At 65.1% G+C, this 12,846-nt stretch carries 11 protein-coding genes, 1 tRNA gene and 1 pseudogene; 7 read left to right on the top strand and 6 right to left on the bottom strand.

The window, feature by feature from the left end:
* The first annotated feature begins 172 nt into the window (after positions 1-172).
* Positions 173-898, top strand: coding sequence for a FadR/GntR family transcriptional regulator (locus tag OVA06_RS07185; RefSeq protein WP_268157278.1), 726 nt, complete (start codon positions 173-175; stop codon positions 896-898).
* A 184-nt stretch (positions 899-1,082) separates the two neighbouring features.
* Here OVA06_RS07185 and OVA06_RS07180 read toward each other — a convergent pair whose 3' ends face one another.
* From OVA06_RS07180 to OVA06_RS07160, 5 genes are all read right to left on the bottom strand, one after another.
* Positions 1,083-1,373 carry a hypothetical protein gene (locus tag OVA06_RS07180; RefSeq protein WP_268157275.1) on the bottom strand — a complete coding sequence of 97 codons (291 nt, stop codon included), beginning with the start codon at positions 1,371-1,373 and terminating at the stop codon, positions 1,083-1,085.
* Positions 1,374-1,495: 122 nt separating this feature from the next.
* A tRNA-Val gene (locus OVA06_RS07175) sits at positions 1,496-1,571 on the bottom strand.
* 114 nt (positions 1,572-1,685) lie between these two features.
* Positions 1,686-2,561, bottom strand: a complete 876-nt coding sequence (locus OVA06_RS07170) for a Sir2 family NAD-dependent protein deacetylase (RefSeq protein ID WP_056079988.1) — start codon at positions 2,559-2,561, stop codon at positions 1,686-1,688.
* A 50-nt stretch (positions 2,562-2,611) separates the two neighbouring features.
* Positions 2,612-3,103, bottom strand: coding sequence for a peroxiredoxin (locus tag OVA06_RS07165; RefSeq protein ID WP_056079876.1), 492 nt, complete (start codon positions 3,101-3,103; stop codon positions 2,612-2,614).
* Positions 3,100-3,519, bottom strand: a complete 420-nt coding sequence (locus tag OVA06_RS07160) for a DUF3052 domain-containing protein (RefSeq protein WP_015937387.1) — start codon at positions 3,517-3,519, stop codon at positions 3,100-3,102. Before OVA06_RS07160 ends, OVA06_RS07165 begins: the two co-directional genes overlap by 4 nt.
* A gap of 427 nt (positions 3,520-3,946) precedes the next feature.
* On the opposite strand from OVA06_RS07160, the gene aceE reads away from it, so the two are divergent.
* From aceE to OVA06_RS07130, 6 genes and pseudogenes are all read left to right on the top strand, one after another.
* Positions 3,947-6,688 carry a pyruvate dehydrogenase (acetyl-transferring), homodimeric type gene (gene aceE, locus OVA06_RS07155; protein WP_268157270.1) on the top strand — a complete coding sequence of 914 codons (2,742 nt, stop codon included), beginning with the start codon at positions 3,947-3,949 and terminating at the stop codon, positions 6,686-6,688.
* A gap of 224 nt (positions 6,689-6,912) precedes the next feature.
* The gene (locus OVA06_RS07150) at positions 6,913-8,157 is read left to right on the top strand and encodes a PucR family transcriptional regulator (RefSeq protein ID WP_268157268.1); all 1,245 of its coding nucleotides are present in this window, start codon (positions 6,913-6,915) and stop codon (positions 8,155-8,157) included.
* A gap of 88 nt (positions 8,158-8,245) precedes the next feature.
* The gene (locus OVA06_RS07145) at positions 8,246-9,175 is read left to right on the top strand and encodes an ACP S-malonyltransferase (protein WP_268157266.1); all 930 of its coding nucleotides are present in this window, start codon (positions 8,246-8,248) and stop codon (positions 9,173-9,175) included.
* Entirely contained in the window at positions 9,172-10,233 is a 1,062-nt protein-coding gene (locus OVA06_RS07140; protein WP_056085368.1) for a beta-ketoacyl-ACP synthase III, read from the top strand. The genes OVA06_RS07145 and OVA06_RS07140 overlap by 4 nt, the downstream gene beginning before the upstream one ends.
* An 83-nt stretch (positions 10,234-10,316) precedes the next feature.
* Positions 10,317-10,562: an acyl carrier protein gene (locus OVA06_RS07135; RefSeq protein ID WP_009359314.1), complete on the top strand. Its 246-nt coding sequence runs from the start codon at positions 10,317-10,319 to the stop codon at positions 10,560-10,562.
* A 189-nt stretch (positions 10,563-10,751) separates the two neighbouring features.
* A pseudogene (locus tag OVA06_RS07130) lies at positions 10,752-11,988 on the top strand (beta-ketoacyl-[acyl-carrier-protein] synthase family protein).
* 119 nt (positions 11,989-12,107) lie between these two features.
* Here the strand turns inward: OVA06_RS07130 and OVA06_RS07125 are convergent.
* Positions 12,108-12,611 (bottom strand): DUF3145 domain-containing protein, encoded by a 504-nt coding sequence (locus OVA06_RS07125; protein ID WP_268157262.1) that lies wholly within the window; start codon positions 12,609-12,611, stop codon positions 12,108-12,110.
* Between the last annotated feature and the right edge of the window lie 235 nt (positions 12,612-12,846).

Raw genomic sequence — 12,846 nt, 5'->3', positions numbered from 1 at the left:
ATGCGGCAGTCCTGCCCGGACGGGGCGGCGCTGCGCTGATCAAGCTGTCGGAATAAAGCATATATATTCTTCGGGTCGCAGGAAAGTAACGCCCACCCAGTGGACCAGACCGGGCCTGCCGCGGTCCATCCCAGGAGCATGGCCGGGCGCTGCTGCGCACTAGGCTTGCAGCATGACAAGCAGCCTGCACCACCGTGCCATCGAAAATCTTGGCACCCGCATTATCTCGGGTGAATTGCCCGCAGGCCACCTCATGCTTGCAGAACAGCTCGAAGTCGAGCTGAAGGTTTCCCGCTCGGTGATCCGGGAAGCTGTCCGTGTGCTGCAGTCCCTGGGGCTGGTGGAGACCACCAAACGGGTGGGTATCCGCGTCCTGCCCGCCAGCCGGTGGAATCCGTTCGATCCACAGGTCATTCGCTGGCGGCTGGCAAGCAGCGCCCGCGGCGCCCAGCTGCGGTCCCTTGCAGAACTCCGCGCGGCCGTTGAGCCTGTGGCGGCTGAGCTGGCGGCCCAGAATGCACCCGCGCCGCTGCGCCTGGAGCTGGTTGACGTTGCCTACGCCATGCGGGACGCCGGCAACAGAGGTGAGGTGCCCCGCTTCCTTGAGCTCGACATCCACTTCCACTCGCTGCTGCTTTCCGGCTCCGGGAACGAGATGTTCGCGAACCTGATGGGTCAGGTGGCCGAGACGCTGACAGGACGTACCGTCCACGGTCTCATGCCCGACCACCCGCACGAAGCCGCCCTGCAGTGGCACGTGGATGTTGCAGAAGCAATCTCGCGGGGCGACGCGGCCGCTGCCCGAGAGGCATCCGACCACATCATGCGCAGGACGATGTCGCAAATGTCCGATTCCTGGACCGAACAGCCACGGGTTTTCATCCCGGTGAAGCGCTGAGCGGCACGGGCGGCAGCAGGTTAGCGCTTTCTTCGCTTCCCCGGCGGCACACAGTCCGGAATGACTTTTTGTTTCCGGAACTTCACTGTATATTCATTTCAGGCCCTCCACCGCGGCATCCCCCAATAGTCGCGGTGGAGGGTTTTCCAATGCCCGGAAGCCTCGCGCTGCCTATTCCCGCCCCCTAAGCGGCGTCCGCCACGGCATCCCGCAGCCGCCATCCTCCGCCGAGCCCGTCCCGCTCAAGCAGCATGGTGGTCAGCGCTGAGCGGGCGTTGCTTCCCAGGCGTACCTGGACCTGCAGGACCTCCACGTCCACCCTGCTCCGGCCCTTGGGCATCCGGCGGTTGGTCTCCCACCAGTTGACCCGTTCGAACCACCTGACCGGTTCGGCGCCCAGCAGCCACTCCCGCCCCCGGCAAACCACAGATGCAGGTATTCCATTGCCGCCGTCGCGGACTATCACGTGTTCCATGCCCTGTACGTTATGGCGGGGGTCTGACACCGCACTCCGGCTGGACCATGCCGGCATTGTGCCTGCAAAGGGAAAGGAAAAACCCGCCTGCCGTGCGTCGGGAAGCATGGCAGGCGGGTTATTGGTGGGTCCTACCGGGATCGAACCGATGACATCCACGGTGTAAACGTGGCGCTCTACCAGCTGAGCTAAAGACCCTTGCCATTGGATTGCTTTCGATAAGCCGCAAACCAACGAACATAGACTCTACCGGACAGAGGCGGCTAAACGCGAATCGGGATCACGGGCCTGACTTATGGGTATTCCGGCAGGTCAGAGCGGTGGGAGCCGTTCCGCCAACCATTTCAGTGATTCGCTCACGCCGGCCTCAAGCTTGATGGTGGCTTTGTCGTCCCCGCGGGTCTCGCCGCGGTTGATGATCACCACCGGTTTGCCTTCCTTGGCTGCATGGCGGACAAAACGCAGGCCGCTCATGACGGTCAGGGATGAACCGGCCACCACCAGGGCCGCAGCCTCATCCACCATCGCATAGGACCGTTCGACACGGTCCTTGGGCACGTTCTCCCCGAAGTACACGAAGTCCGGTTTCAGTGTCCCGCCGCACGCAGGGCAAACTGCAACGACGAAGCCGCCAATCAGGCCCAGGTCCTCCACCGTGGCGTCCGCGTCCGGGGCCATCTCCACGAGGCCTGATGCCTCGGCCTGCTCCAGGAAACCCGGATTGAGTTCACCCAGCATGCCGGCCAGGAGCCCACGGGAGTAGGTGCGGCCGCAATCGAGGCAGACCACCTGGTCATACCGGCCGTGGAGGTCCACCACATTGGTGCTTCCTGCGTCCTCATGGAGCCGGTCTACATTCTGCGTAATGAGGCCCGTCAGGTATCCCCGGCGCTCGAGCTCTGCTGCCGCGAGGTGTCCATGGTTGGGGTCGGCATGGCGGAGGTGGGACCAGCCGATGTGGTTCCGTGCCCAGTACCGCTGCCTGTTAGCCGGGTCCCTGACGAACTCCTGGTAGGTCATGGGCGAGCGTGGCGGGGACCCGGGCCCGCGGTAGTCGGGAATCCCGGAATCAGTGCTCAGGCCCGCCCCTGTGAGCAAGGCGAACGGCGCCCCCGACAGGAGGTCGCGGATCAGGCCCAGGACCTCAAGGTCCCGGCTGGATGGGTGCGCCGGTTCGACGCGCGGCATGCTGGCGAACCCGGTGAGTCCCACCCCATGCCGCCCCTTTTCCACTGCTGTCAGGCCTGTTCCAGCCCGGCCAGCGCGGTGCGGTAGGCGGAGAAGTCACGTGCCTGGCCGCGGGGGTTGACCACGGTGTACCGGATGACGCCGCCGGCATCGATGATGAACGTGCCACGCTTGGCCATGCCACTGTCTTCATCGAAGACACCGTAGGCGCGGGCAACGCCGCCGTGTGGCCAGAAGTCAGCGAGCAGGTCGAAGCTGTAGCCTTCCTGCCCGGCGTATGCCCGGAGGCTGAACTTGCTGTCGACGGAGACAGCCACGACGGCGGCATTCGAGTCCTCAAACGAGGCGAGGTTATCCCTGATCTCGCAGAGTTCGCCCGTGCAGATGCCGGAAAAGGCAAACGGGTAGAAGACCAGTACAACGTTCTGGCCGCGGAACGACGATAGCCGGACCGGTTCGCCAAACTGGTTGGAAAGTTCAAAGTCCGGCGCCGGGTCGCCGGCAGCCAGCAGGGTGGTGGCAGCAGCAGGCGCAGGCGTCACTTGTTCTTCCTGCTGACCAGCCTTGTTGCGCTCCAGTCCTTGGAGACCCCGGCCGACGTAGTGACGTGCAGCCCGGCGGTGGGCGCTGCTTCCTGGATGTCGGCAGGCGAGACGTATCCGTCCCGGCCGGACTTCGGCGTCAGGATCCAGACCACACCGCTTTCACTGAGGGTGGTCAGCGAGTCCATCAGGCTGTCCACCAGGTCACCGTCGCCGTCACGCCACCAGAAAATGACGGCGTCCGCCACTTCATGGTCATCCTCGTCGAGCATGTCTGCGCCGGTGAGGTCCTCGATGTCGTCACGCAAGTCGAAGTCGACGTCGTCGTCGTAACCGAACTCCTGAATCAGATCCCCATTTTTGAAACCCAATTTTTCCGCCACATTTACCGAAGTGGCGGCGTCGGCCTCGCTCACGTGTTCCTCCAATACGTTTGATATGCAGTCTGCATAGTGATTTCCATTACTCCCAAGCCAACACCCTTTGTGCCTGCGCTTCAAGCTGGCATACCCGGAATTGCGCATATTCTGCGTCACACCGGGGCTTTCTGCCTGCGTCGCAGCGGCCCTTCGTCACACAACCAGTATGACGGCGAAATACAACTGTCGCGCCAAAGCCACGGCTACGCATCGGCTTGCCCCGGCGGTTAGAGTGGCTGATGACGACTATGCCTGCAGGACAACAACCTTGTAACTCCGTGCAGACGTAGGAGCTCTAGGAACCCTGCCCGGCACACATGACCGGGCTGATGTAACCGATACGTCGCACACGGCGTACGTTTGCCGGGCAGTCACCCTGCCTGGCCTGAGTGCGCCGATCTATGCGCGCAAAGAGAGGTTGGACGTGGCTGCAGGAGAAGATACCTCCCATATCCTCAGCGGGTTGACTGACCAGCTGCCTGATCGTGATCCGGAAGAGACTGCGGAGTGGGTTGAGTCCCTGGATGCGTTGATCCGGGAACAGGGTACCGAGCGTGCCCAGTACATTATGCGGAGCCTGCTGCAGCGTGCGGGCGCGCAGAGTGTCGGGGTGCCGATGGTGACCACCACCGATTACGTGAACACGATCCCGGTGGACCAGGAAGCACCGTTCCCGGGCAACGAAGAGTACGAACGCCGGTATCGGGCGTACATGCGGTGGAACGCCGCGGTCATGGTGCACCGGGCGCAGCGGCCCGAGATCGGGGTGGGCGGGCATATCTCCACCTACGCCGGTGCCGCGACCCTCTACGAGGTCGGTTTCAACCACTTCTTCCGTGGCAAGGACGCCCCCGGCGGCGGGGACCAGGTCTTCTTCCAGGGCCATGCCTCCCCCGGCATGTACGCCCGTGCGTTCATGGAAGGGCGCCTGACCGAGGAGGACCTGGACGGGTTCCGGCAGGAAAAGTCCCGGGCCGGCCATGCCCTGTCCTCCTACCCGCACCCGCGCCTGATGCCGGACTTCTGGGAATTCCCCACCGTGTCCATGGGTATCGGCCCGATGAACGCGATCTACCAGGCCCAGTCCAACCGGTACCTGCACAACCGCGGCCTGAAAGACACCTCTGACCAGCAGGTCTGGGCGTTCCTGGGCGACGGGGAAATGGACGAGCCCGAGTCCCGCGGCCTGCTCCAGCTCGCCGCGAACGAGAACCTGGACAACCTGAACTTCGTGATCAACTGCAACCTCCAGCGCCTCGACGGGCCGGTCCGGGGCAACGGGAAGATCATGCAGGAACTCGAAGCGTTCTTCCGCGGCGCGGGCTGGAACGTGATCAAGGTCGTCTGGGGCCGGGAATGGGATGACCTCCTCACCCGGGACACCAACGGGTCCCTGGTGAAGATCATGAATGAAACCCCCGACGGGGACTACCAGACCTACAAGGCCGAATCCGGCGGGTTCGTCCGCGAGCACTTCTTCGGCAAGGACCCCGCCACCAAGGACATGGTCGCGGACCTCACCGATGACCAGATCTGGAACCTCAAACGCGGCGGCCACGACTACCGCAAGGTCTACGCAGCCTACAAAGCCGCCACCGAATTCAAGGGCAAACCCACCGTCATCCTCGCCAAAACCGTCAAAGGCTACGGACTCGGACCGCACTTCGAGGGCCGCAACGCGACCCACCAGATGAAGAAGCTGACCCTTGATGACCTGAAGAAGTTCCGCGACCACCTGCGGATCCCGGTCACCGACGAGCAGCTCGAGCAGGACACCTACCGCCCTCCGTACTACCACCCGGGCACGGACGCTCCGGAAATCAAGTACATGATGGAGCGCCGCGCAGCCCTCGGCGGGTCGGTGCCGGAACGCCGTTCCAAGCACGCCGAGATCGTGCTGCCGGAAGCGAAGACCTACGAGGTTGCCAAGCGCGGCTCCGGGAAGCAGCAGGCCGCCACCACCATGGCGTTCGTCAGGCTCCTGAAGGACCTGATGCGGGATAAGAACTTCGGCAAGCACATCGCCCCGATCATCCCGGATGAGGCCCGTACGTTCGGTATGGATGCGTTCTTCCCCACCGCCAAGATCTACAACCCCAAGGGCCAGAACTACCTCTCCGTGGACCGCGACCTGGTCCTGGCCTACAAAGAATCCCCCGCAGGCCAGCTCATCCACCCCGGCATCAACGAAGCCGGCGCCGTGGCAGCCTTCACCGCCGCCGGCACCGCCTACGCCACCCACGGCGTACCCCTGGTCCCGGTCTACGTGTTCTACTCCATGTTCGGCTTCCAACGCACCGGCGACGCCTTCTGGGCCGCAGCAGACCAAATGACCCGCGGCTTCATCATCGGCGCCACCGCAGGACGCACCACCCTCACTGGCGAAGGCCTCCAACACGCCGACGGCCACTCCCCCCTGCTCGCCTCCACCAACCCCGCAGTAGTCACCTACGACCCCGCCTACGGCTACGAAATGGGCCACATCATCCGCGACGGCCTCGAACGCATGTACGGGCCGGACTCGGATGACCGGAACCTGATGTACTACCTCACGGTCTACAACGAGCCGATCGTCCAGCCGGCAGAACCTGCCGAACTCGACGTCGAAGGCGTCATCAAGGGCATTTACCTGCTCGCCCCGGCAAAGATCGACGGCCCCCGCACCCAGATCCTGGCCTCCGGCGTGTCCGTGCCCTGGGCCCTCGAAGCCCAGCGCATCCTCGCCGAAGACTGGTCCGTCTCCGCCGACGTCTGGTCCGTCACCTCCTGGAACGAACTCCGACGCGACGGCCTCGCCGCCGAAGAAGAAGCCTTCCTCAACCCCGAACAACCCGCCCGGGTCCCGTTCGTCACCCAGCAGCTCGAAGGCGCCACCGGCCCCGTCGTCGCCGTCTCCGACTACATGAAAGCCGTCCCCGACCAGATCCGCCAATTCGTCCCCAACGAATACGCCACCCTCGGCGCCGACGGCTTCGGCTTCTCCGACACCCGCGCAGCAGCCCGCCGCTTCTTCAAAAACGACACCCACTCCATCGTGGTGCGTGCCCTGGAGATGCTGGCACGCCGCGGCGAAGTGGATGCCGGCGCCCCGGTCAAGGCGATCGAGAAGTACAAGCTGCTCAACGTCAATGCCGGCACCACCGGCAACACCGGAGGCGAGGCCTGACCTCACCCTCAGGGAGTTCGACCCGATATGCGGACTTCATCGGTGCTGAAGTGGCATAACTGACCTCGAACTCCTTCCGGCAGCAGCAACGACGGCGGCCCCCGCACCACGCGCGGGGGCCGCCGTCGTCCGTTTCCGGGCACTGGCCGCTGTGACACAGGGCAAAGCGTGTTGTAGCCTTCGCACAAATGGAGCTTGCCGGTTGCTGGCCGTATGCTCGGAGAATGCCAGCACCATCCACGCAGCCCGCGAAGCGTAAACCGTCCCAGCCGAAGGTCACTCCGGAAAAGTCCGAAACCCTCAAGAAGCTGCGGGCCAACGTGGGCCAGCTCTCCACCACCACCATGCGGCAACTGGAACAGGCGCTGCCTTGGTACAGCCGTCTGAGCGCCGATGAACGGTCGGCGCTGGGCATGGTGGCCCAGAACGGCATCGCCGCGTTCGTCACCTGGTATGAGCGTCCCAGCTCCCCCTCCTGGATCCTGACCGACGTGTTCGGCACCGCTCCCACCGAGCTGACGCGGTCCATCAGCTTGCAAAAGGCGCTGCAGCTCATCCGGATCGTCGTTGAAGTGGTCGAAGACCAGGTGCCGGTCATCGCGCCCGAGGCGGACCAGCCCTCGCTGCGGGAGGCGGTGCTGCGATATTCGCGCGAAGTGGCTTTCGCCGCAGCCGATGTCTACGCCCGCGCGGCCGAATCCCGGGGTTCCTGGGACACGCGGCTTGAAGCGCTCATTGTCGATGCCATCCTGCGGGGTGAAAACACGGATGCCCTGCGCTCCCGGATCGCAGCGCTCGGCTGGAAGGCGCAGGAGCGTTTCACCGTAATGGTGGGCAATTCCCCCTCTGAGCCCAGCGCCAGCTACGTCAGTGAACTGCGGCGGATGGCGGGCCGGTACGCCGAAGATGCGCTGGTGGGAATCCAGGGGGACCGTCTGATCCTCATCCTCGGCGGCGTGCAGGACCGCGAAACTGCTTATGTGAAGCTCAGCGAAATGTTCGCCCCGGGGCCGGTAGTGTACGGCCCCGAAGCCAGTTCGCTGCTGGAGGCCAGCCGCTCGGCGCAGTCAGCCTTCGCAGGCCTGACGGCGGCACGCGCCTGGCCCTCGGCGCCGCGTCCCGTGGCCGCGGACGACCTCCTTCCCGAGCGTGTCATCTCGGGTGACGACGCGGCCCGCCGCTCCCTCGTCAAGAACATCTACCGGCCCCTCCTGGCCGCTTCCAACGGCCTGGTGGAGACGCTTGGTACTTACCTTGAACTGGGCCATTCGCTCGAGGCCACAGCACGTGAACTCTTCGTCCACGCCAACACAGTGCGGTACCGGTTGAAGCGGGTTTGCGACGTCACCGGGTGGGATCCGCTCCTGCCGCGCGAAGCATTCGTCCTGCAGGCGGCCCTCGTCGTGGGGCGCCTTTCCGGGCCGCCGAAGTCCGCCACGGAGCGGCAGCCGTCCCGGAATCAGACCTGAGGCGTTGTAGACTTCCTACAACCTGACCCCGTGAGGTTGGTGCGGACAAACACCGCTGGACCACACAGTAATTTGGAAAGCTGGTTACGTGCTTGCAATAGTCTGCCCTGGACAGGGCTCACAGACCCCGGGTTTCCTTGCCCCTTGGCTGGAACTGCCCCCGGTGGCAGGCCAGCTGGCCGCCCTCAGCGAGATCGCGGGGATCGACCTGACCGCCCATGGCACCACCTCGGATGAGGAAACCATCAAGGACACTGCCGTTGCGCAGCCCCTGATCGTCGCCGCCGGACTCATCGCAGCTTCCTCGCTTTTCGACGTCGAACTCAGCTCCCTGCCGGTGGTCCTGGCAGGCCACTCCGTTGGCGAAATCACCGCCTCGGCCCTGGCCGGCGTCCTCACCAAGGACGAAGCCATGACGTTTGTCCGCGAACGCGCAAACAGCATGGCAGCCGCCGCTGCCGTCACGCCCACGGGCATGAGCGCCATCGTGGGTGGCGATCCCGCGGAAGTCCTGGCAGCCATTGAGGCTGCCGGCGCCACGCCAGCCAACGTCAACGGGGCAGGCCAGACCGTAGCCGCCGGTACCTTCGAACAGCTCAAGGCCCTGGCGGATAACCCGCCGGCCAAGGCGCGGGTCATCCCACTCAAGGTCGCCGGCGCCTTCCACACGAGCCACATGTCCCCCTCCGTCAGCGCCCTGCAGGCCATTGCGCCCCAGCTGAAGCCGCAGGCCCCCACCGTGCCGCTGCTGTCCAACTACGACGGCGGCGAAGTCACCGACGGTACTGCCGCCGTCGAAAGCCTGATCGCCCAGGTGTCACGGCCGGTGCGCTGGGACCTCTGCATGGAATCCCTGGTCCGGCGCGGCGTCACCGGAGTCATTGAACTGGCCCCGGCCGGTACCCTTGCCGGACTGGCCAAACGCGGCATGCCCGGCGTCAAGACCGTGGCGGTCAAGACCCCCAATGACCTCTCCGCCGCGCTGGCACTCTTCGCAGAACTGGAGGGCGGCGCATGAGCGTTCCCACGCTGAAGCAGGCTCCCCTGCAGGAGCACACCCGTATCCTGGGACTGGGCGCCTACCGCCCCGATGTCATCGTCACCAACGACGACGTCTGCCAGTGGATCGACTCGTCGGATGAGTGGATCCGCCAGCGCACGGGCATCGTGACGCGGCACCGCGCAGCGGCTGACGTCAGCGTCATCGACATGGCCGAGGGCGCTGCCCGTGAAGCCCTGGCGAAGGCAGGCATCGAAGCCACGGACCTTGGCGCTGTCATCGTGTCCACCGTGACGCACCCGTATGCAACCCCGTCAGCGGCTGCAAGCCTTGCGGACCGGCTCGGGGCAACGCCCGCGCCCGCCTTCGACATCTCGGCAGCCTGCGCCGGGTACTGCTACGGCATCGCCCAGGCTGACGCTCTCGTCCGCTCCGGGGCCGCAAAGTACGTCCTCGTGGTCGGCGCCGAGAAGCTGTCCGATGTCATCGACAACCGCGAACGCACCATTTCATTCCTCCTCGGCGACGGTGCCGGCGCCGTGGTGATCGGGCCGTCCGACACTCCCGGAATCGCACCCTCCGTCTGGGGCTCGGACGGCAGCAAGTGGGATGCCATTGGCATGACCCGTTCCTTGCTCGATGTCCGGGACCTGGGCATGGCCGCCCGCCAGTCCGATTCCACCGGCGACCTTGCCCTCCTGGAAGAAGCACAGGAACTCTACCCCACCCTCCGGCAGGACGGCCAGACCGTTTTCCGGTGGGCCGTATGGGAAATGGCCAAGGTTGCCCAGCAGGCCCTGGACGCTGCCGGCGTGGAGGCCGACGACCTGGTGGCCTTCATCCCCCACCAGGCGAACATGCGCATCATCGACGAGATGGTCAAGAAGCTGAAGCTGCCAGAGACGGTTACAGTTGCACGGGACATTGCCGACGCCGGCAACACGTCCGCGGCTTCCATTCCGCTGGCAACCCACCGCCTGCTGCAGGAAAACCCGGAGCTCAGCGGCGGGCTGGCCCTGCAGATCGGCTTCGGTGCGGGTCTGGTTTTCGGCGCACAGGTGGTTGTCCTTCCCTAGCATCGTCCCATCAAAGGGGCCGCATCCGCGGCCTGATCCATTTCCGGCAGCCCCTGCCGGCAATACAAGAAAAGGAGCCATCAATGGCTAGCAACGAAGAGATCCTGGCCGGCCTGGCTGAAATCGTCAACGAGGAAACCGGCCTGGCCCCCGAGGCCGTGGAGCTGGACAAGTCCTTCACCGAGGACCTGGACATCGACTCCATCTCGATGATGACCATTGTGGTCAACGCCGAAGAGAAGTTCGGCGTCCGCATTCCGGACGAAGAGGTCAAGAACCTCAAGACCGTTGGCGACGCCGTCAGCTTCATCGCCGGAGCACAGGCCTAGTTACAGCTTCCGCCGCTCCTGCGGCATGGCCAGGGCTGCCGGTCCGGATGACCGGGCCGGCAGCCCGCCGTATTTTCCAGCCACTTTTGCTTTACCTGGCGCCGGCCTCCACACCGGCCGCGCCGGCCATCAAGATGCGGGACCCTCCGGCAGACGGAGACGGTTTCCCACCGACGAAAGAGTGATCCCATGACACGCAAAGTAGTCATCACCGGACTGGGTGCCACCACACCCATCGGCGGCGATGTACCCACAATGTGGAAGAACGCGCTCAAGGGGGTCTCCGGTGCCCGCACCCTGGAGGACGACTGGGTGGCCAAGTATGAACTTCCCGTGCACTTCGCGGCACGCTGCAGCACCCCCGCCCTCGACGTCCTTTCGCGCGTCGAGGCAAAGCGCATGGACCCCTCCACCCAGTTCGGCGTGATCGCCGCCCGCGAGGCGTGGGCCGACTCAGGCATCACCGAGATCGACCAGGACCGGCTGGCCGTCGCGTTCGCCACCGGAATCGGCGGCGTCTGGACGCTGCTGGACGCCTGGGACACGCTGAAGGAAAAGGGCCCCCGCCGGGTCCTGCCAATGACCGTTCCCATGCTCATGCCCAACGGTGTTGCCGCGGCTGTGAGCCTCGACCTGGGTGCCCGGGCCGGCGCCCACACCCCTGTCTCGGCCTGCGCTTCCGGCACCGAGGCCATGCACCTGGGCCTGGAATTGATCCGCTCCGGCAAGGCTGACGTGGTCATGTGCGGCGGCGCCGAGGCTGCCATCCACCCCATGCCCCTGGCCGCGTTCGCCTCCATGCAGGCGCTCTCCCGTCGCAACGACGACCCCCAGGGCGCCTCCCGCCCGTATGACCTGGGCCGCGACGGCTTTGTGATGGGCGAAGGAGCCGGTGCCTTGGTCCTGGAGGCCGAGGAACATGCCCTCGCCCGGGGGCGCGCGCATCTACGGCGAACTGGCCGGCACGTCCGTGACCGCCGACGCCTACCACATCACGGCTCCGGACCCACAGGGCCTGGGCGCCACCCGCGCACTCAAGGCAGCCATGTTCGACGGCCGCATCCAGGCTGAGGATGTGGTCCACGTCAACGCGCACGCCACCTCCACCCCCGTCGGGGACAAGCCCGAGTACACGGCGCTCCGTGCCGCCCTGGGGAACCACATCGACAACGTTGCAGTCTCCGCCACCAAGTCGCAGATGGGCCACCTGCTAGGAGCCTCAGGCGCCGTGGAGGCGGTCCTGACGGTCCTGGCCGTCTACGAGCGCAAGGCTCCGGTAACGATCAACCTGGAAAACCAGGACCCCGAGATCCCGCTCGACGTCGTGACGTCCGCACGGGACCTTCCCGCCGGTAACATTGTGGCGCTCAGCAACTCGTTCGGCTTCGGTGGCCACAACGCCGTCGTTGCCGTCCGCAGCGTCTAGGACTCCGGCCGCCGGCCTTTCGGGCCGGCACTGCCGCAAAAGGAGGAGGCCCCGCCATCAGGCGGGGCCTCCTCCTTTTGCTATGGAGACTTCCGGTACTGCAGAAGGAACGACGGCGGTCAGCCCACCTGGTGGAGCCAGCGGACGGGCGCGCCCTCTGCGGCGTGCCGGAACGGTTCGAGTTCCTCGTCCCAGGCCTCGCCCAATGCGAGCGACAGCTCGTGATAGACGGCGGACGGATCGCCGGCGCCCGATTCATAGGCATAGCGGATCCGGTCCTCAGAGACCATGATGTTTCCGTGCACATCCGTGACGGCATGGAATATGCCCAGTTCTGGAGTGTGGGACCAGCGGCCGCCGTCGACGCCCTGGCTGGGTTCCTCAGTGACTTCGTAGCGCAGGTGGGCCCACCCGCGCAGCGACGACGCGAGTTTGGACCCGGTGCCGGGAGTACCGGCCCAGGACAACTCGGCCCGGAACATTCCGGGCGCGGCAGGCTGAGGGGTCCACTCAAGATCCGTGCGCTTATCCACAACGGATCCAATGGCCCACTCGACGTGAGGGCACAGGGCCGTAGGGGCCGAGTGAACAAACAGCACACCGCGGGTCAATGCAACAGACATTCCATCCTCCATAGCTATAGGTACGTCTTCCCCAACGACCTGTGCCTGGATGGAACTTCTGCGCCTTGTGCTGCGGCGGCTGTGTCCTGCCTGGTTATTCAGCTGTATTCAGATTAAATAGTGTCCGGACTCGATGTGCCGCAAGAGGCCTGAGAGCTTCAAGAGGCACTTGAAAGTTGCCGGACGTGACTCTTATTGTGCCGTACCCCGCCTGGTTACGCCAGTGCAATGCGCC

The organism is Pseudarthrobacter sp. SL88 (assembly GCF_026672455.1).
Classification (GTDB): Bacteria; Actinomycetota; Actinomycetes; order Actinomycetales; family Micrococcaceae; genus Arthrobacter.
This window is presented reverse-complemented; position numbering and strand designations above follow the sequence as displayed.